The following is an 18,180-nucleotide window of genomic DNA, read 5'->3' on the forward strand; positions in this document are numbered from 1 at the left end:
CCGCGCCATCAGCAGACTATTGCCCCGCGTCCCACCGGCGACAGCCCCGAGGTCAGCATGTCGCCGTCGCTCAGTGCACCTCCAGGTCGTGGAGCGGGACCTGGAGCCGGAAGACGTGCTCGATCGCGAGCTCCGCGCCGACGGCGTCGCCCGAGGCGATCGCGGAGCGGAGGTGCGGGTACCCGACGCGCAGATCCGACCAGTCCACCGTCTCGGCCGACCGCGTCGCCGCGACGCGGTAGATCAGGGCGCCGATCACGTCCTTCGTCGCCGTGACGAGGACCGGATTCTCGCAGTGCTTCAGGAACCGGTCCACGAGCCCCCAGACGCAGCGGCCGTGCGCATCCGCGTCCTGCGCCGTCACCGTGGTCATCGTGTGCTCGACGAACGCCAGGAGCTCGGCCCGTTGCCCCGCGGTCAGGGTCGGGACGGTGACCCGGACGACGCCGCTGACGAGCGCTCCGAGGGTCTGCAGGACGGCTGTCCGGTCCTCGGCCCGTGGCTGCGCGACCCGGGTGTGCCGCTGCGGTGCCGTCTCGACCAGTCCGACGCGTTCGAGTTCCCGGAGTGCTCCGACGATCGCGTCCGTCGGCGCGCCGAGCCACTCCCGGAGCTCCTCCTCGATGAGCAGCTCGCCCGAGGCGAGCGTCCCGTCGTAGATCGCGTTGCGGATCCGCTCGGTCACGGAATCGCCGACAGGCGACGGCCGCGACCCGGACGGTCCATCGGGGTTCGGCATCGGTTCCTCGCTCGGCTGGGGACGGCTGCTGGCTACCGGCCGATCGTACCGCGGACGATCCCCGCCTCGGCGAGCGCCGCCTGTGCCTGCCGGTGCTTGTTGTCGATCGAGGCACCGATCTCCTGAGCCAGGCGGGGCTTACTGCGAACGAGCTGGTCGATGGTGGACAGCGGCATCCGCAGGACCAGGGTCGTGCCGTCGGCAATCGCGGCGGCCATGGCGACCTCCCTCGTCAGCGCCGTCTGGCCGATGAAGTCGCCGACGCCGAGTCGTTGGAAGGTGATGAGCCCGTCCGTCGTCGGCACGGCGAGATGGACGCCACCCTCGACGAGGAACCGCATCGCGCCGGGGATCGTGCCCGCCTGCTGGATGGTCTCCCCCGGCCCGTACCGCTCGAGTGTGCACGTCCGGGCGAGCTCGTCGTAGTCCTCCTCCCGCGCGTGGAGGGTCGGCGCCAATTCGGCGATGGCACTCCGCAAGCGCTCCGGCGTCGCGACCGGGTCGGAGCCGTCGCCGTCGAGCGCGAGACCGCGGCGCCGCGAGGCGTACCAGAGCCAGGCGCGGAACAGGGCGACGGCGGCGTCGGCGGTGGAAGGCCCGGACACGGGCAGGGTGACGGAGAAACGCGCTGCGCCGAGGTAGGACGCGGACACCACGTCCCCCGGCTCGAGCATCGGCAGGCCCGATCCGACCTCGCGGAGCAGCCGGAGCACGTCGTCCGGCGGGTCATCGGTCGAGAAGGTCACCTCGACGCTCGCGGTGTACGCACCGACCGGTTGGCTGAGGTTCGTGAACGACGCCCCCGCGAGCGAGGAGTTCGGCACGATCTGGATGCCGTTGCCGGTGTCGAGGTGGACCGCACGCCAGTTCACCTCGACCACGCGACCGCGGACGCTTCCCGTGTCGAGCCAGTCGCCGAGACGGAACGGCTGCTCGAACAGCAGCAGCAGTCCCGAGATGACCCCGCCGACCGCGTTCTGCAGGGCGAGGCCGATCACGATCGACGTCACGCCGAGCGCGGTGACGAGCCCGCCGATGTCGGCTCCCCACACCCAGGAGAACAGGATCGCGAGGCTGATGAGGATGAGGGCCAGCCGCGCGAGATCGACGAAGATCGACGGGATCCGGTCACGCCACGACCCCTCCTCGGCGTTCGCGAACAGGGCGACGTTGAAGGCGGAGAGGATGAGCAGGATCACGAGGAACCCGAGGAGGGTGCCGACGATCCGCACCCAGGTGCTGTCGTCCGCCCGCGCTGTGGCGAACACGAGGAGCGCGAACACCGCGCCGACCGGCACCACGTAGTTGCGCAGCAGACGGATCGGTTTCGCCGCCGCATGCTTCCGGCGGTTGAGCGCACCGAGCACCTCGGTCAGGACGATGAGCAGCACGGGGACGCCGACGGCCAGCGCCACGGCCCAGGGGAACCAAGCCTCCTGCCACACCTGCGTCATGACTTCGGCCCCGAGACGACTTGCCAGACGGCCTGCGGACCGCCGCGCGTCTCCACGGTGCCGGCGGCCTCGAAGGCGACGGTGTCCTGCATACGGTCACGTACCCGCTGACTGACGAAGATGCCGGCCGTCCCGGAGACCGACTGCACCTGGTTGGCGAGACTGACCGCGTCACCCCACATGTCGTAGGCGAGGCTCGTCCGGCCGACGAGGCCGCTCGTCACGACACCGGCGTCCACGCCGACCCGCAGGGTGAGGTTCGCCTGGTGCTGCGCATTGAAGCGTTCGACGATCGTGCGCATCTCGAGCGCGAAGTCGAGGGTCCGACGCACGTTGTCGACACGTGGGACGATCAGCCCGCAGCTCGCGAGATACCCCTCCCGCAGCGTCCGCACCTGTTCGATCCCGAGCCGTTCGGCCGCCTCGTCGAAGCTGCGGACCAGCGCGTTGAGCATCGACAGCTCCCGCTCCGGATCGAGGCCGCGGGTCAGGTCGTCGAACCCCACGAGGTCGGCGAAGATGACGGACACGTCCTGGTGGACCTCGGAGATCGTCTCCTCACCGTTCTTGTAGCGCTTGGCGACCGACGCCGGCATGAGGGTGAGCAGCAGCTTCTCGTTCTCCGCTCGCTGCTCCTCGATGAGCTCCTGCTTGAGTCTCAGGCTGCGGCTCATGTCGTTGAAGGCCGTGCCCAGGTCACCGAACTCGTCGCGTCGGGTGTTCGGCACCTCGACGCTGTAGTCGCCACCGGCCACCCGCCGCACCGCGCCGACGAGTGCCCGCACCGGCCGGGCGAACACCTGCGCCAGGAGCAGGGAGAGCAACGACACCACGACCACGATGGCGAGCACCGAGATGACGAGGTTGCGGGTGAAGTCGGTCACCGGCGCGAAGGCCTCGGCGGCGTCGACCCGGGCGACGAGCACCCACTGGAGACCGTCGATGTCGAGCGGTGTGTACGCCGTCAGGTTCTCCTCGCCGAGGTAGCCGCGTCCGATGGTCGTGCCGGTCTCGCCCGCGAGCGCACGCTCGACCGAGACGGTGCGGGTCGGCTGGATCTGGATCGTCCCCGCGACGGCAACGGCACGCGCGGCGGTCTCCGGCGGTGTGCCGGCGGCGACCGCGGCCCGCTCGTACGCCTTCGGATCCTCGATCAGCAGACGGGAGGTCGAGCGCATGAGTTGATCGGGCCCGGCGAGGTACGTCTCACCGGTCTCCCCCAGGCCGTCCTGCTCCCACTGGCCGGAGCCGGTCATGATGTCGTTGATCGCCCCGATCGGGACCTGCAGCGCCATCACCCCGTCGACCCGACCGTTCTCGCCGACCGGTGAGAAGATCCACTGCGTCGGGACGTTGAGCGACGGCTGGTAGCGCTCGAAGTCGGTGATGCCCACGTAGTCGATCGCGTTCGACCGGAGCGCCGCGGTGAAGCCGTCCTCGAGCACCCCGCCCTTGTAGGGGCCGGTCAGGACGTTCGTACCGAGGTCCGGACCCTTGTAGGCACTGTAGACGACGTCGCCCTCGTCGTCGATGAGCAGGGCATCCTCGTACCCGAAGCGGTCGATGATCTCGCGGAAGTAGTCGTGGTACTGCGCGTGCACGGCCGACCAGGCGCTCCCGTCACCGGCGTCGTCGACGGTGATGGCGGTGTCGTAGTCGAGGTCGCCCGGCGTGTACACCGACTGCAGGTAGGTCTCGGCCGGGTTCGTCGGAATGAACGCGGCGGGATCCGCCTCGTCACCGGTGCGTTCGGCGAGCTCCGGCGCGAACGTGTCCTCGTAGAACGACGTCACCGTCGACGCGCGCGCCGGGTCCACCGGCTGCTCCTCCAACTCGTGGAAGGCGTCGTGGAAACCGTTCATCGCGTCGACCACCGTGGTTCCCCGGGTGTAGACGACGAGGGAGTCGCGCGTCTGGTCGTAGTAGTTCGTGATCTCTCGGGCGCGGGACTCCCGGACCTCGGTCAGCCGCTCGAAGGACGCCTGGCGCAGCGAGTCACTGCCGGACAGATAGCCGACGATCCCGGTGACGATCGACGCCCCCACACTGACGAGCAGCAGCATGACGAGCAGCTTCGACTGGATGCTGAAGCCGGGGCGACCGAACCGTCCGCGGCCGAACCTGCGGGATCTGGCGGCCGAGGAGGGTGCCGGTGGAATCGGCGGGCCAGACCGGCCTGTCGGCGCGGCGCCGTCTGGCGAGGGTCCGGATGGTGCGTCCACAGCTGCGGTCATCGACGAGTCCCCTACTCGATCCGGCGGTGCACGGTCACCCCCTCCTTCGGGGGTCACGATGGCGCTCACTCTAGCCACCCGTGCCACACGCGCACAATGGGCTGGACCGCTCAGACGGTGACGGCCTGCTGGGCGTAGAGGGTCGCGTACACGCCGCCGGCGGCGAGCAGGTCCTGGTGGGTGCCGCGCTCCACGATGCGCCCGCGGTCGAGGACGAAGATGACGTCGGCATGCACGATGGTCGACAGGCGGTGGGCGATCGACACCGTGGTGCGTCCGCGGGTCGCATCATCGAGGGCGACCTGGACGACCCGTTCGGAGATCGTGTCGAGGGCGCTCGTCGCCTCGTCGAGGATGAGTACCTCCGGGTCCTTCAGCAGTACGCGCGCGATGGCGATGCGCTGCTTCTCGCCGCCGGACAAGCGGTAGCCGCGTTCCCCGACGAGCGTGTCGTAGCCGTCCTCGAAGCGAGCGATCGTCTCGTGGATGTTCGCCGCGCGGCAGGCGGTCTCGAGCTCGGCGAGGGTCGCGTCTGGCTTCGCGTAGCGGAGGTTCTCCGCGATCGTCGCATGGAAGAGGTAGGTCTCCTGGCTGACGATGCCGATGCGGGAGACGAGGGACTCCTGCGTGACGTCGCGGACATCGGCGCCCGCCACCATGACCCGGCCGCCCGACACCTCCTGGAAGCGCGGGATGAGGTAGGAGATGGTCGTCTTGCCCGCTCCCGACGGTCCGACGAACGCGGCGAACTGTCCGGGTTCGATCGTGAAGGAGACGCCGTCGAGGGTGGGTGTCGAGTCGTCCTGGGCGTCGGCGTACCGGAAGGTGACATCGTCGAAGCGGATCTGCGGTGCGACGCTCGGGAGCGGTGCGGCGCCGGGGCGGTCGGCGATCGCGGGCTTGAGGTCGAGGTACTCGAAGATCCGCGCGAAGAGGGCGCCGGAGGTCTGCAGGTCGAGGGCGACGCGCATGACGCCCATGAGTGGGAACAGCAGGCGGGCCTGGATAGTGGTGAAGGCCACGATCGAGCCGGCGGTGACGTCCACCGCGCCGCCGGTGATGAGCCAGCCGGCCACGAGGTACACGATCGCGGGGATGGACGACAGGAAGATGTTCACCATCGCGAAGAACCATTGACCGCTCATCGCCTGGCTGACCTGGAGGCGGATCTGGGTGCGGTTCTCGGCGCTGTAGCGCTCGACCTCGGTGTCCTGGCGGTTGAAGCTCTTCGCGAGGAGCACGCCGGAGACGCTCAGGGCCTCCTGGGTGATCGCGGTCATCTCCGACAGCGACTCCTGGGTCTTCGTCGCGATCCGTGCGCGGACCTGACCGACACGGCGCTGCGCGATCACGAGGATCGGCATGAGGATGAGGGCGACGATCGTCAGCTGCCAGTTGAGGATGAGCATCGCGACGAGCGCGGAGATGACCGTCACGGTGTTGCCGAGCACGCTCGAGACGGTGTTGGTGAGGACGTTCGCGACGCCACCGACGTCGTTCTGGAGGCGCGACTGGATGATGCCCGTCTTCGTGCGGGTGAAGAAGCTCAGTTCCATCGCCTGCAGTTGCGAGAACAGCTTGATGCGCAGGGCGCCCATGACACTGTTGCCGACGGTCGCGGTGAGGTAGGTCTGCCAGACGCCGAGCAGGGCGGCGATGATGAACAGCGCCACCATCACGCCCACGATCTCCGCGAGGGCGACGAGGTTCGGACTGCCACCGTCGGTCGGGAACAGACCGACGTCGAACGCCTGCTTGACCAGCAGCGGAGGGAGCACCGCGAGGGCGGCACCGATGACGACGAGCACCATCGTGAGGATGATCTTGGCGCGGAAGGGCACGAACAGCGCGACGATGCGCTTGCCGAGGTTCGGGATCCTGGGCGCCTCGGCGTTGAGCGCCTTCTGCGCCGCCATGTCGCCACCGCTGACACGGCTGCCCGCGCGAGGTCCGCCGCCGCCGGGTGCACCACCGCGTGGCCCGCCCCGTCCGCCGTGCATGCTCATCCCGCCACCCTATCCCCGCCCACCGTCCCTCCCGCCCCTCTCCCCGTCCCGCGGTTCACAACTCAGGAGTGGCTCGGCGTTTCGCCTCCGTTTGTGTGCCTGCTGGCCGACACGCCGTCCCCGATCCTGAGTTGTGAACCGACACGAGCGTGCTCCACAACCGGTCGAACCGGTCATCGGTGCACATCGGCGCAGGCGTGCGTCATCGCAGCGGATGCGACACGAGGACGCTGGAGCGATGATCGGACTCGCGACCGCCGTAGAGCACCTGGGACAGGTGGCGACTCGGCGTGAACTGATCGACCACGGTTTCACGGGGCGACAACTGACCTTCGCGGTGGCGACAGGACTCCTCGTCCGACCACGCCGTGGCTGGTACGCGGCACCCGCCGCAGATCCAGCCTTGATCCGGGCCGTACGGGTGGGCGGGCGACTGGGCTGTGTTTCAGCCGCGGAGCGTTACGGCTGGGCCGTTGCTCGGAGGGGTGAGTTGCATGTGAGCCTCACCGAGAACGCCTCACGACTCCGCCATCCCGATGACCGGACGACCTACCCCAGTGGCGAGGAGTTCCGCGACCTGCAAGGTCTCGTTCTGCACTGGCACTCGCCCCTCTCCAGAGATGACCGACCGAAGCTCCTGACCTCGCCGTACGAGACCACCCTGCAGATCGCAGCCTGCCAGCATCCCGACCTCGCCGTCGCCGCATTCGACTCCTTCATCAACGTCGATCCACGCGGCGCAGCTCATCTCGAGGACTGGCTGCGGGAACTCCCCCGCCGGTTCTTCGACGCCCTCCCCCGGCGAGAGAGCGGCTGCCACAGCTTCCTCGAGACCATCGGCCGGATCCGCCTCGAGCGTGCGGGCATCCGCGGAGTCCACCAGGTACTTATCGATGGGGTAGGACGGGTCGACCTCGTCCTGGCGGGACGGATCGTGATCGAGTGGGACGGACGTGAGTTCCACGACACGCCAGATGCTCACGAGCACGACCGCTGGCGGGACGCGATGCTGGTGATCCGCGGGTACCGCGTCCTCCGATTCACCTACCGGATGGTCATGGACGACTGGTACGCCGTCGAAGGAGCCATTCGTTCGGCTCTCGCCGAATCGTGACCTCTACTGGTCGTTCGATGTGCCGTTGCTCTCGGTGCACAACTCAGGATGTCCGCGGAGTGTTGCGTCCACAACCCGGTCAATCGGGCGGGGCACGCCGAGGCTCTCCTGAATTGTGAACACTGCCGTCGAACTCCCACACCTGTCTCCTTGTTCACAATTCAGGACGGATTCGGCGAGCCTGACTGAGTCTCCCGGCGGCAGGTCCGACACGCCGAGGCTCACCTGAATTGTGAACCAGACCAGATGACCCGCAGACGCACGGACGCCCCGGGAGCGTGAGCTCCCGGGGCGTTCGCGCACCGACGACGCTGTCGATCGGAGGATCGAACCGCGTGTCAGGTCAGCCCTTCGTCGAACCGGCCAGGAGCCCGCGGACGAAGTACCGCTGCAGCGCGAAGAACACGACGAGCGGGACGAGGATCGAGATGAACGCGCCGGCCGTGAGCAGGTGCCACTCGTTGCCACGCGTGCCGGTGATCTCCGCCAGTAGCTTCGTGATCGGTGCGACCTCGCCGTCCGCGAAGATGAGCGCGACCAGCAGGTCGTTCCACACCCACAGGAACTGGAAGATCGCGAACGACGCGATGGCGGGCATGGTCAGGGGCAGCACGATCCGGAAGAAGATCTGACCGTGACCCGCGCCGTCCACGCGCGCCGCTTCGATGACCTCGCCGGGGATCTCCGCGACGAAGTTGTGCAGCAGGAAGATCGCCAGCGGCAGCGCGAACATGGTGTGGGCGATCCACACCTGGGCGAAGGTGCCGCTCGCGTCCAGTCCCTCGCCGACCTGCAGACCGAAGATGTTCAGGCCACGGGAGAAGGTCGACAGCAGCGGGACGAGCGCCATCTGGATCGGCACCACCTGCAGCGCGAACACGAGGATGAACAGGAAGTTCTTGCCGCGGAAGTCGATCCACGCGAACGCGTACGCCGCGAGGCTCGCCACCACCAGCGGGATCAGGGTCGCCGGGACCGCGATGGCGATCGAGTTGACCCACGAACCCGCCAGGTTCAGCGTCGAGTTGCCGGCCTGCAGCACCTGTACGTAGTTGTCGATGGTGACCTGGAAGTCGGAGAAGATCGTCCACCAACCGGTGGTCTTCACCTGCTGCTCAGGCCGGAACGAGGAGACGAAGAGACCGAAGGTCGGGATCGTCCACAGCACGGCGATGACGACGGCCGCAATGGTCGCGCCACGGCTCGTGAGCCGCTTCTTCGTCCGTCGGCTCGCAGCCTCGATGCCGCGTTCACCCTTCGCGAGCTGGTCCTTCGTGGACTCGTCGATCGGTAGTTCGATCGGCTGCACAGCACTCATCGGATCTCCCTCTGCTTCTTGATCTGCCGTGCGTTGTAGATGACGATCGGCAGCACGAGGATGAACAGGATCACGGCGAACGCCGCACTCCGGCCGTTCTCGAAGTTCTTGAACTGGGTGTACATCTCGTTCGCGATGACCGAGGTGCCGTTGTTGCCGGCGGTCATGGTGCGGACGATGTCGAAGACCTTCAGCGACGCGATGGAGATCGTCGTGACGACGACGACCAGCGAGGAGCGGATGCCGGGGACGATGACGTTGGTGAAACGCTGCCAGCCGTTCGTGCCGTCGAGCTCGGCGGCCTCGATCTGCTCGGTCGGGACACCCTTGATCGCGGCGGACAGGACGACCATCGCGAACCCGGTCTGCACCCAGATGAGCACGACGATGAGGAACAGCGTGTTCCACGGCTCGTTCTGCAGCCACTGCACCGGGGTGCCGCCGAACCACACGACGATCTGGTTGAGCAGACCGATCTGGGTCGCGCCGGCCTCACGGTAGGCGTAGATGAAGCGCCAGATGATGGATGCGCCGACGAAGGAGATCGCCATCGGCATGAAGACGAGGATCTTGAAGTACTTCTCGCCGCGGGACTTGTCGATGAACACCGCGTAGGCGAGGCCGAAGGCCGTCGACAGCGCCGGGACGAGCAGCACCCAGATGATCGTGTTGATCACGGTGCGGATCGCGCTCGGCTGCGTGAACAGCCAGATGAAGTTGTTCAGGCCGACGAAGTTCTTACCGGACGCCGACATGAACGCGGCGATCGTCGTGTTGATCGACGGCAGGATCAGGCCGATCAGCAGCAGCAGGAACGCCGGTGCGAGGAAGCCGACGAGCTGGACGAGGTACCCGACGCCCTTCTTGGACCGGTAGTCGAGGAGGAAGAGCACGCCACCCAGGACGGCTGCGACGGCCGCGGCCCACAGGAACGAGCCGAAGAAGAGGACGACGACGACGGGCACCAGGACGCAGAACGCCAGACGGATGACCGTGTAGAGGGTGCCCTTGCGTGGCGCGATGTCCACGAAGAAGAGGAGGAGGGCCACCACCGCACCGAAGGCGATGACGACGATCGGGATCTGGGCGAGCGGTGGGAGTCCGCCCAACCAGTTGAGGAAACCTGACATAGCTGGCCTTTCGAGTACGGCGTTGGACCCTGAGTGAACCCTAGGGGGTTCCACTGCCGAGGCGGAAGCGCCGGAGGGTGATCACCCTCCGGCGCTTCCGCTCATGAGCAGCAGTTCCGGATATCGATTACTCGCTGGAGGGCCAGCCGGCTTCGATGTCCTTGAGGACCTGGTCGGTCTCGTCGCCGTTGATCCAGTTCACGAGGCCCTTCCAGAAGGTTCCGGCGCCGACGGCACCGGGCATCAGGTCGGAGGCGTCGAAGCGGAACGTGGTCTTCTCGTCCTGCAGGATCTCGATCGCCTGGCTGAGGATCGGGGTCGAGGCGTTCGCCGGGTCGAGGCCGTTGTTGGCCGAGATGACGCCGCCGAGCTTGACCCGCTTGTTCGCCCACTCAGGGCTCGAGAGGTACTCCTGGACCTTGACGGTGCTCTCGTCGTCGCTGAACGCGCCGACGATCTCGCCACCACCGGTGACAGCGGTCTCGCCCTCCTTGATGCCGGGGGTCACGAAGGCCCACACGTCACCGTCGGGGGCGACGGTCGCGCCGGCGTCCTCGAGGAAGCCGGAGAAGAACGATGCCTGGTGGTGCAGTGCGCAGGCGCCGGAGGCGAGCGCCGGAGCGACGTCACCGAACTCGGTCGAGTTGATCGAGGACACGTCGCCGAAGCTCGCGTTCACGTACTCCGGGTTCTTGAGGATCTCGCCGACCGAGTCGAACGCTTCCTTGATCTTCGGGTCGGTGAACTTGACCTTGTTGGCCACCCAGTCGTCGTAGACGTCCGGGCCCTGCTGGCGCAGGACGAGGTCTTCGATCCAGTCGGTGCCGGGCCAGCCCGAGGCGTCGCCGGAGCCGAAGCCGGCGCACCAGGGTGCGGAACCCGTCTTCTCCTGGATGGTCTTGGTCAGCGTGAGCAGCTCGTCCCAGGTCTTCGGGACCTCGACGCCCCACTCCTTGAACTTGGCCGGCTGGTACCAGACGAGGCCCTTGACGCTCGCCATGAGCGGCGCGCCGTAGACGGTGTCGTTGACGGTGCCGTAGGCGGCCCAGTCCGTCGACCAGTACTTCTCGATGTTCGCCTTGACGCTGTCGGGCGCGGGCTTCAGGTAGTCGCGCTTGGCGAGGTCGGCCAGGAGGCCGGGCTGCGGGAAGATCGCGAGGTCGGGCGGGTTACCACCCTGGGCGCGGATACCGATCTGCGACTCGAACTCCTTGGAGGACTCGTACTTGATCGTGATGCCGCTGTCCTTCTCGAAGTCGGCCCAGCTCTCCTCGAGCAGCTTCGCCTCGGTGTCGGCGATCGTCCCGTAGATGGTGACGGTCTTGTCGTCGTCGCCACCGCCGCTGCTGCCCGATCCGCCTGAACAAGCGGTGAGCGCGACGCCCGCGACGGCCAGGACGGCCAGCGGCAGGGCCGTCCGGCGGGTCCGAATGAAACTCATCTGTGTCCTCCTCATTGAGTGCTGCAGGTTCGAACGTCTCCAGGGTCGAGCCGTTCCGATGATGCACTGGTGCGGAATCGGTCCGGATGCGGAACCGTTTCCATGCGTCAAAGTACTTCACCCGGCGACAGGATGCAAGCACGAGAACATAACGAAATAGACAGTGAGAGCGCTCCCACCGAAATCACACGCCTGGGCGGACCATTCGTGTTCCAGATGTTATGGATCGGTTCCAGTCGACAGTTCCAGGTCTGTTCCAGATTCGCTATGGTGGTGCTACCCAACGGAGGGAGTCGGCATGAGTGGTGCCATCAGTGATGTCGCGGCCCTCGCCGGCGTCTCGAAAGCGACGGCCTCGCGAGCGCTCACCGGGCGCGGATACGTGTCGGCCGAGACCCGGGAACGGGTCGTGCAGGCCGCGGCCACGATCGGGTACGTCGCCTCGCCCATCGCCGCGAGCCTGTCCACCGGACGCACGCTGGCCATCGGCGTCCTCACCTCGTTTCTCAACCGCTGGTACTTCGGCGAGGTCCTGGAAGGCGCCGAGGGAGCCCTCCGTGCGCGGGGATACGACCTGACACTCCACCATCTGCCGCCCGACTCCCCGGAACGCGATCGGATCTTCGACGCCTACCTCACGAACAAGCGCTTCGACGGCATGATCTCGATCGGGATCGAGGCCTCGCAGGACGAGATCGCGCGCCTGCTCGCCAACCCCCGTCCACTGGTGTCGATCGGCGGCAACATCCGCGGGGCCCACTCCATCAACATCGACGACCAGGCACTCGGGCGCGAGGCGACGGAACACCTCATGACACTCGGGCACACGCGCATCGCCCACATCACCGGTCACGACGCCGAGCTCCAGACGGACACCGTGCACGGCAGGCGCCTGGCCGGCTACCTGGCGGCGATGGAGGAGGCAGGGCTCACCTCGGCCGTGCACGTCCTGCCCGCCGTCCATTCGCTGCCGGGCGGATACGAAGCCGCGGCGCAGTTGCTCCGGGATGCGAGGATCCGCCCGACGGCGGTGTTCGCCTCGACGGACGAGGTGGCGATCGGCATCATCATCGCCGCACGACGCCTCGGGATCACCGTTCCGGCGGAGCTGTCGGTCATCGGGATCGACGGGCACTCTTATGCGGAGATGTTCGCGCTCACCACCTTCGAGCAGGAGCCCCGAGCGCAGGGGCGGCATGCCGTCGAGATCCTCCTCCAGGACCTGGAGGACGAGCAACGCGCGCAGGCCCCGGACTCCGAGGAGCCGGGCAGCGCCGTCTCCGAGGTGCGCTGGCCGACGCGTCTGGTGATCCGACAGACCACGACGCGCCCCGAGTCCGCCGAGTAGACACCCCGGCTGCGCTCCCAGCGCGGTGCGCTGACGCGAGCGCGCCCCACCGACGTGAGCGCGGGCCCCCGGAGGGGAGCGCTCGCGTCAGTGGGGCGCGGTGACGGGTCGGATCAGCTCGCGTCGGCTGCGGTGATCGCGATGGCCTCGTCGAGCTCGCTCTCCACCGGGCCGTCGACGCGGGCGAGGTGTTTGCGACCGAGGACGACGATGAGGACCGCGACGATGAGCGAGCCTGCGGCCACGTAGTAGGGCGCGGCGGGCGAGAGGAGCTTCGCGATCTCCGCGGCGGCCGGCGGCGCGATGGCCCCACCGAGGAACCGTACGGACGAGTAGGCCGAGGATGCGACGTTGCTCGGCAGGTCCGTCGCCTCCATGACCGACTCGGTCAGCACCGTGTTCATGACGCCGAGCAGGAGCCCGCCGACGACGATGCAGACGATGAGGCCGGTGGTGGACTGCACGAGGAGTCCGGCCGCGACGAGGTCCAGCGCCAGCAACGGCAGGACCAGCTTGATCACGGAGGTGCGGCGCATCCGAGCCGTGAGCAGCGGTGCGACGAACACGCTCGTGATCGCCAGCGCGACACCCCACCCGAAGAAGGTGAACCCGAGACCCATCGCATCGAGGCCGAGCGGGAACGGCGAGTAGGCGAGCAGGGTGAAGAAGCCGATGTTGTAGAACAGGGCTGCTGCCGCGAGGATGCCCAGCGACGGGATCGCCAGCGCTTTGAACGGCGCGGACAGCTTGAGCGGCGCGGGCTTCGGTCCCTCGGTCTTCAGCAGGGTCACGATCGCGATGAACCCGACGGCCATGAGCGTCGCCGTGCCGAAGAACGGCCACTTCCAGCCGATACCGCCGAGGAGACCACCGAGGAGTGGACCGATCGCGATGCCGAGCCCGAGTGCGGCCTCGTACAGGATGATCGCGTTGGCGCGGCCGCCCGCTGCGGCTCCGACGATGGTGGCGAGTGCCGTCGAGATGAAGAGCGCGTTGCCGAGGCCCCAGCCGGCCCGGAAGCCGATGACGGCACCGACGGAGTCGGACAGGCCCGCGAGGAGCGCGAACAGGACGACGAGTGCGAGTCCGATGAGGAGCGTGCGTTTGGCACCGATCCGGCTCGACAGCCAGCTCGTGAAGAGCATGGCCACGCCGGTGACGAGCAGGTAGCTCGTGAAGAGCATCTCGGCCTGGGTCGGCGTCGCCTGGAGGTCTTCGGCGATCGCGGGGAGGATCGGGTCGACGAGGCCGATGCCCATGAAGGCGATGACGCTCGCGAAGGCGACCGCCCAGACGGCCTTCGGCTGGTGCAGGATGCCGCCGAGGCCTGCACTGTGGCCGGCGCCGTGGCCGTGGCTCGACGCCGTGGGAGTGGGCACGGAGGACGTTCGTGCGCTGGTGTCGGCGCTCATGCCGTCAGCTCCGAGGCGACCTCGACGGCCACGCGGGCCTGGATGATCTCGACCGTCCTGGCGATCGCAGCGAGGTCGTCGTCCTCGAGGTCGGTGAAGGCCGGCTCCAGGGCGTCGGTGAGCTCGTCCCGCCAGGCGAGGAGGGCGGCCGTCCCCTTGGGGGCGATGGCGATGAGCCACGCGCGGTGGTCGTCGACGTCGGCGATCCGCTTGATCCAGTCGCGCTCGTCGAGGCTCTGCACGAGCTTCGTCATCGTGGGTTGGGACACCCGACTCTGGCGGGCCAGTTCGCCGACCCGGACGGGGCCGACCGTGGTGAGCACGGAGAGCGTGCGCCAGACGGCGGGCGATTCGGAGGATCCGGTGGCCTGGGCGGCAAGGCGGGTGAGCCGGTGCGATGCCGTGATGAGGTCGCCGAGGATGGTGTGCAGGGGTGAATGCGTGCGGTTCTCGGTCATGATCCATCCAGTATACATAGCCAGGCTATGCATTTGCACACGCAGTCCGGTGATCACCATTCAGGAGGCTCCCGGCGTGTCGGCACCGGGAGCCTCCCGCAGGGCGGGACTCGCCCAGGCGGACCTGAATTGTGAACCGGTCAGCGCATCCAGGTGGTGAAGGACTGGCTGACCCGCGGATCGGGCGGGTGGGCGTCGCTCGCCCGTTCCGACTCGGTGAAGGCGGATGCGAGCTGGGCTCGGATCCAGGTGATGGTTGCACGCCAGCGTGCGTGGGTGTTCATGGTGGTGGGTTCTCCCGATTCGGGCACCGCACCGACGGCCCGCGCTCACACGGAGCGGGACGACGACGCGGATACCTGCGTGAACCGTCGACGAACGTCGTCGACGGGTGCAGAGCATCCGCGTCCGTGTGGAGTGACGCGACGAATCGCAGGCCCCCCGGTTAACTGACGGAGGGCACCGCTCCCGAACGAATCGGGGGCGATGCCCTCCGATCACGGATGTCTCTGCCGAGTGCGTGCAGCACTCGTCTCAAGAAGATCCGCGATCGTCAGCGGCGACCGACCGGAGTCGGTCGCCAGCCCAGTGGTTGTCCCCCGCAGGGGACCGACTACTTGAGCGTGACGGTGGCGCCGGCAGCCTCGAGGGCTTCCTTCGCCTTGTCAGCGGCTTCCTTGTTGGCGCCTTCGAGGACGGCAGCCGGAGCGCCGTCGACGAGAGCCTTGGCCTCGCCGAGGCCGAGCGAGGTGAGCTCGCGGACCGTCTTGATGACCTGGATCTTCTTGTCGCCAGCAGCCTCGAGGATGACGTCGAAGTCGGTCTTCTCTTCGACCTCTTCGACAGCAGCGCCAGCAGCAGCCGGGCCGGCGACGGCGACGGGAGCAGCAGCGGTGACCTCGAAGGTCTCCTCGAACAGCTTGACGAACTCGCTGAGCTCGATGAGCGTGAGCTCCTTGAACGCGTTGATCAGTTCTTCGTTTGACAGCTTTGCCATGATTGTTCTCCTTGTTTCATGCCCTGCAACCGCATCACGCGGCGGACAGGTACGGGGTTGATTGTTCGCGGAACCGAATTACTCGGCCGCGGACTCCTGCTTCTCGCGCAGCGCCTCGACCGTGCGAACGGCCTTCGAGAGCGGTGCGTTGAAGAGGTAGGCAGCTCCGAACAGCGAGGCCTTGACGGCGCCGGCAAGCTTTGCCAGCAGCACTTCACGGGACTCGAGGTCGGCGAGCTTGCCGACTTCTTCAGCGGTCAGCGGGTTACCGTCGAAGTAACCGCCCTTGACCACGAGGAGAGGGTTTGCCTTGGCGAAGTCACGAAGAGCCTTCGCGACGGTGACCGGGTCACCGTGCACGAATGCGATCGCGGACGGACCGGCGAGCTCGTCGTCGAACGACGAGATGCCGGCGTTGTTCGCCGCGATCTTGGTCAGCGTGTTCTTCACCACGGCGTAGGTTGCGTCCGCACTGATGCTCTTGCGCAGGTTCTTGAGCTGAGCAACAGTGAGGCCGCGGTACTCGGTCAGCAGAACGGCGGTCGAGCTCTGGAACTTCTCCGTGAGTTCGGCAACCGAGGCTTCCTTGTTCGCCATGGCCACTCCTTTTCGAATCTTGAATGCATGCAGCGGAGGCCGCACACACCAACCGCCGGGACGGCGAAGGGTTCGGGCATGAAAAAAGCTCCGGCGCAAGCGCACGGAGCTGGGGAGAGGCGAGCCTCGATCAGATCTTCATACACCTGCGCTGGACGTCTCGTCATGAGAACCTTCGACTGTCTCGTTTGCACGCGACAGTGACCGGCGGTCTTTGGTTTCGACAACCATAACACACCCCCGGCCCCGTTCCGACAGGCGTGCACCGGGCGCTCACGACCGCCCGTCCGGATGTCCGAGGCGACCGGCACCATGGAGCCATGATCCAGACGCTCGCCATCTCCGGCTACCGTTCCATCCGAGACACCGTGCTGCCGCTGCACGGCCTCGACGTCGTGACCGGCGCGAACGGCACCGGCAAGTCCAACCTCTACCGGGCACTCCGACTCCTCGCGAGTGCGGGCGACGGCGATGTCGTCGGATCCCTCGCGCGCGACGGCGGGCTCTCCTCGACGCTCTGGGCCGGCCCCGAGCACGTGAGTCGAGCCATGGTCGACGGTTCCGTCCCGGTCCAGGGCACGCGCCGCACGGGTCCGATCAGCCTGCGACTCGGGTTCGCGACGGACACGCTGGGGTATCTCATCGACCTCGGGATCCCGCAGCCGTCCACGACGCTGTTCGGCCGCGACCCCGAGATCAAGCGGGAGCAGATCTTCGCCGGTGCACTGGCCAAACCGAGCAGCCTGCTCGTCGACCGGCACGGTCCGGCGGTCCGGGTCCGCGACGGGTCGTGGCGTCCGATCGGTCGAACGCTCGGCACCGCGGAGAGCATCCTCACCGAGTTCTCGGACGCCGACGCGACGCCCGAGGTCCTCCGCGTGCGCGGCCAGGTGCGCGGCTGGCGGTTCTACGACCAGTTCCGGACCGACCGCGACGCCCCCGCACGTGCGCCACAGGTCGGCACGAGGACGCCGGTCCTCGGCCACGACGGCGCGGACCTCGCCGCCGCGGTGCAGACGATCATCGAGTCCGGCGGTCGGGACCGGCTCGACACCGCCGTCGACGACGCGTTCCCCGGCAGCGTGCTGCGCGTGCGCGCCGACGACGGGGTGTTCCGACTGGAGCTCGAACAGCCCGGGATGCTCCGTCCGCTCTCGGCCGGCGAGCTGTCCGACGGCACGCTCCGCTACCTGCTGCTCGTCGCGGCGCTCCTCACTCCGCGCCCGCCCGAGCTCATGGTGCTGAACGAACCCGAGACGAGTTTGCACGGCGACCTCCTCCCCCAGCTGGCTCGGCTCATCACCGCGGCGAGCGCCGACACACAGCTCGTGGTCGTCTCCCACGCCCGCCCACTCATCGAGGCCATGCTCGAGGCCGGCGAGGTGCATGAGCACCGGCTGGTGAAGCGACTCGGCGAGACGACCGTCGAGGATCAGGGCCTGCTGTCGACGCCGCCGTGGGCCTGGCCGTCGCGGTGAGCGTCCGGCCCAGGTGACCGCCGGCTAGGCGCGGTCGGCCTGCTTGCCCAGGTAGCGGTCCGAACCGTAGCTGAGGATGAAGAACCCGATCAGCTGGAACAGGACGAGTCCGAAGATCCGGAACACCGTGCTCTTGTCGAACTGCTTGCCGATATGCCATCCGACGATCCACCCGAACACGATGTTCACGAGCGGGATGAAGTAGAGGATGGTCGCCGCACCCGTGAAGCCGGCGAGCTTCACGACGACGTACCAGTTGTAGATCGGGATGATCGCGGTCCAGCCGGAGCGGCCAGACTTCTCGAACATCCCCCAGACGGAGGCGACGAACAGCGCGTAGCCGATGATGCCGCCGAAGACGTTGGCGGGGGCGTTCATGAACTCGATGGCGGCACGACCGTTGTCGTCAGCGGCGAGCAGGATGGTGTCGATCACGGTGGTGGCGCTCCTTGTC

16 protein-coding genes are annotated in these 18,180 nt (G+C 67.6%); 3 read left to right on the plus strand and 13 right to left on the minus strand.

Annotated features, from left to right (window positions below):
• Positions 1-70: 70 nt before the first annotated feature.
• The 4 genes from IFR14_RS17290 to IFR14_RS17305 form a co-directional block, all read right to left on the minus strand.
• Complete coding sequence (locus tag IFR14_RS17290; protein WP_191941749.1) at positions 71-685, minus strand: GntR family transcriptional regulator; 615 nt, start codon at positions 683-685, stop codon at positions 71-73.
• An 86-nt stretch (positions 686-771) separates the two neighbouring features.
• Positions 772-2,193 (minus strand): mechanosensitive ion channel domain-containing protein, encoded by a 1,422-nt coding sequence (locus IFR14_RS17295; protein ID WP_124767334.1) that lies wholly within the window; start codon positions 2,191-2,193, stop codon positions 772-774.
• On the minus strand, positions 2,190-4,427 hold the full coding sequence (locus IFR14_RS17300) for an adenylate/guanylate cyclase domain-containing protein (RefSeq protein ID WP_198425066.1): 2,238 nt from the start codon (positions 4,425-4,427) through the stop codon (positions 2,190-2,192). The genes IFR14_RS17295 and IFR14_RS17300 overlap by 4 nt, the downstream gene beginning before the upstream one ends.
• A gap of 110 nt (positions 4,428-4,537) precedes the next feature.
• Positions 4,538-6,427, minus strand: a complete 1,890-nt coding sequence (locus IFR14_RS17305; protein ID WP_191942131.1) for an ABC transporter ATP-binding protein — start codon at positions 6,425-6,427, stop codon at positions 4,538-4,540.
• Between the two features lie 502 nt (positions 6,428-6,929).
• On the opposite strand from IFR14_RS17305, the gene IFR14_RS17310 reads away from it, so the two are divergent.
• Positions 6,930-7,547 (plus strand): endonuclease domain-containing protein, encoded by a 618-nt coding sequence (locus tag IFR14_RS17310; protein ID WP_191941750.1) that lies wholly within the window; start codon positions 6,930-6,932, stop codon positions 7,545-7,547.
• Between the two features lie 343 nt (positions 7,548-7,890).
• On the opposite strand, the gene IFR14_RS17315 is transcribed toward IFR14_RS17310, so the two are convergent.
• The 3 genes from IFR14_RS17315 to IFR14_RS17325 form a co-directional block, all read right to left on the minus strand.
• Positions 7,891-8,865, minus strand: a complete 975-nt coding sequence (locus IFR14_RS17315; protein ID WP_079706730.1) for a carbohydrate ABC transporter permease — start codon at positions 8,863-8,865, stop codon at positions 7,891-7,893.
• Positions 8,862-9,995 (minus strand): carbohydrate ABC transporter permease, encoded by a 1,134-nt coding sequence (locus IFR14_RS17320; RefSeq protein ID WP_137243882.1) that lies wholly within the window; start codon positions 9,993-9,995, stop codon positions 8,862-8,864. Before IFR14_RS17320 ends, IFR14_RS17315 begins: the two co-directional genes overlap by 4 nt.
• 127 nt (positions 9,996-10,122) lie before the next feature.
• Positions 10,123-11,436, minus strand: coding sequence for an ABC transporter substrate-binding protein (locus tag IFR14_RS17325; RefSeq protein ID WP_137243883.1), 1,314 nt, complete (start codon positions 11,434-11,436; stop codon positions 10,123-10,125).
• Between the two features lie 298 nt (positions 11,437-11,734).
• Between IFR14_RS17325 and IFR14_RS17330 the strand changes: the two genes are divergently transcribed.
• On the plus strand, positions 11,735-12,784 hold the full coding sequence (locus IFR14_RS17330; RefSeq protein ID WP_191941751.1) for a LacI family DNA-binding transcriptional regulator: 1,050 nt from the start codon (positions 11,735-11,737) through the stop codon (positions 12,782-12,784).
• 113 nt (positions 12,785-12,897) lie between these two features.
• Here the strand turns inward: IFR14_RS17330 and IFR14_RS17335 are convergent, their stop codons facing one another.
• The 5 genes from IFR14_RS17335 to rplJ all read right to left on the minus strand — a co-directional run bounded on the left by IFR14_RS17335 (position 12,898) and on the right by rplJ (position 16,248).
• Positions 12,898-14,196 carry an MFS transporter gene (locus tag IFR14_RS17335; RefSeq protein ID WP_191941752.1) on the minus strand — a complete coding sequence of 433 codons (1,299 nt, stop codon included), beginning with the start codon at positions 14,194-14,196 and terminating at the stop codon, positions 12,898-12,900.
• Positions 14,193-14,654, minus strand: coding sequence for a MarR family winged helix-turn-helix transcriptional regulator (locus IFR14_RS17340; protein WP_064294532.1), 462 nt, complete (start codon positions 14,652-14,654; stop codon positions 14,193-14,195). Before IFR14_RS17340 ends, IFR14_RS17335 begins: the two co-directional genes overlap by 4 nt.
• A 140-nt stretch (positions 14,655-14,794) precedes the next feature.
• Positions 14,795-14,938, minus strand: a complete 144-nt coding sequence (locus IFR14_RS17345; protein ID WP_153303516.1) for a hypothetical protein — start codon at positions 14,936-14,938, stop codon at positions 14,795-14,797.
• A 329-nt stretch (positions 14,939-15,267) separates the two neighbouring features.
• Positions 15,268-15,651, minus strand: coding sequence for a 50S ribosomal protein L7/L12 (gene rplL / locus IFR14_RS17350; protein ID WP_056014124.1), 384 nt, complete (start codon positions 15,649-15,651; stop codon positions 15,268-15,270).
• Positions 15,652-15,729: 78 nt separating this feature from the next.
• The gene (gene rplJ, locus IFR14_RS17355) at positions 15,730-16,248 is read right to left on the minus strand and encodes a 50S ribosomal protein L10 (RefSeq protein ID WP_079706724.1); all 519 of its coding nucleotides are present in this window, start codon (positions 16,246-16,248) and stop codon (positions 15,730-15,732) included.
• Between the two features lie 320 nt (positions 16,249-16,568).
• Here rplJ and IFR14_RS17360 point away from each other — a divergent pair, with 320 nt between their 5' ends.
• Positions 16,569-17,726, plus strand: coding sequence for an AAA family ATPase (locus IFR14_RS17360; RefSeq protein ID WP_191941753.1), 1,158 nt, complete (start codon positions 16,569-16,571; stop codon positions 17,724-17,726).
• Positions 17,727-17,750: 24 nt separating this feature from the next.
• Here IFR14_RS17360 and IFR14_RS17365 read toward each other — a convergent pair whose 3' ends face one another.
• Positions 17,751-18,161 (minus strand): DUF5684 domain-containing protein, encoded by a 411-nt coding sequence (locus IFR14_RS17365; protein ID WP_079706722.1) that lies wholly within the window; start codon positions 18,159-18,161, stop codon positions 17,751-17,753.
• Between the last annotated feature and the right edge of the window lie 19 nt (positions 18,162-18,180).

The sequence above is a fragment of the Plantibacter sp. CFBP 8775 genome, from assembly GCF_014839505.1.
Lineage (GTDB): Bacteria > Actinomycetota > Actinomycetes > Actinomycetales > Microbacteriaceae > Plantibacter > Plantibacter auratus.

Excerpts from the sequence above, each read along its gene's own strand:
- IFR14_RS17325 (WP_137243883.1), bottom strand. The coding sequence starts at position 11,436 with ATGAGTTTCATTCGGACCCGCCGGACGGCCCTGCCGCTGGCCGTCCTG.
- IFR14_RS17330 (WP_191941751.1), top strand. The coding sequence starts at position 11,735 with ATGAGTGGTGCCATCAGTGATGTCGCGGCCCTCGCCGGCGTCTCGAAA.
- rplJ (WP_079706724.1), bottom strand. The coding sequence starts at position 16,248 with ATGGCGAACAAGGAAGCCTCGGTTGCCGAACTCACGGAGAAGTTCCAG.
- rplL (WP_056014124.1), bottom strand. The coding sequence starts at position 15,651 with ATGGCAAAGCTGTCAAACGAAGAACTGATCAACGCGTTCAAGGAGCTC.
- IFR14_RS17305 (WP_191942131.1), bottom strand. The coding sequence starts at position 6,427 with ATGCACGGCGGACGGGGCGGGCCACGCGGTGGTGCACCCGGCGGCGGC.
- IFR14_RS17360 (WP_191941753.1), top strand. The coding sequence starts at position 16,569 with ATGATCCAGACGCTCGCCATCTCCGGCTACCGTTCCATCCGAGACACC.
- IFR14_RS17320 (WP_137243882.1), bottom strand. The coding sequence starts at position 9,995 with ATGTCAGGTTTCCTCAACTGGTTGGGCGGACTCCCACCGCTCGCCCAG.
- IFR14_RS17335 (WP_191941752.1), bottom strand. The coding sequence starts at position 14,196 with ATGAGCGCCGACACCAGCGCACGAACGTCCTCCGTGCCCACTCCCACG.
- IFR14_RS17295 (WP_124767334.1), bottom strand. The coding sequence starts at position 2,193 with ATGACGCAGGTGTGGCAGGAGGCTTGGTTCCCCTGGGCCGTGGCGCTG.
- IFR14_RS17340 (WP_064294532.1), bottom strand. The coding sequence starts at position 14,654 with ATGACCGAGAACCGCACGCATTCACCCCTGCACACCATCCTCGGCGAC.
- IFR14_RS17345 (WP_153303516.1), bottom strand. The coding sequence starts at position 14,938 with ATGAACACCCACGCACGCTGGCGTGCAACCATCACCTGGATCCGAGCC.
- IFR14_RS17300 (WP_198425066.1), bottom strand. The coding sequence starts at position 4,427 with ATGACCGCAGCTGTGGACGCACCATCCGGACCCTCGCCAGACGGCGCC.
- IFR14_RS17315 (WP_079706730.1), bottom strand. The coding sequence starts at position 8,865 with ATGAGTGCTGTGCAGCCGATCGAACTACCGATCGACGAGTCCACGAAG.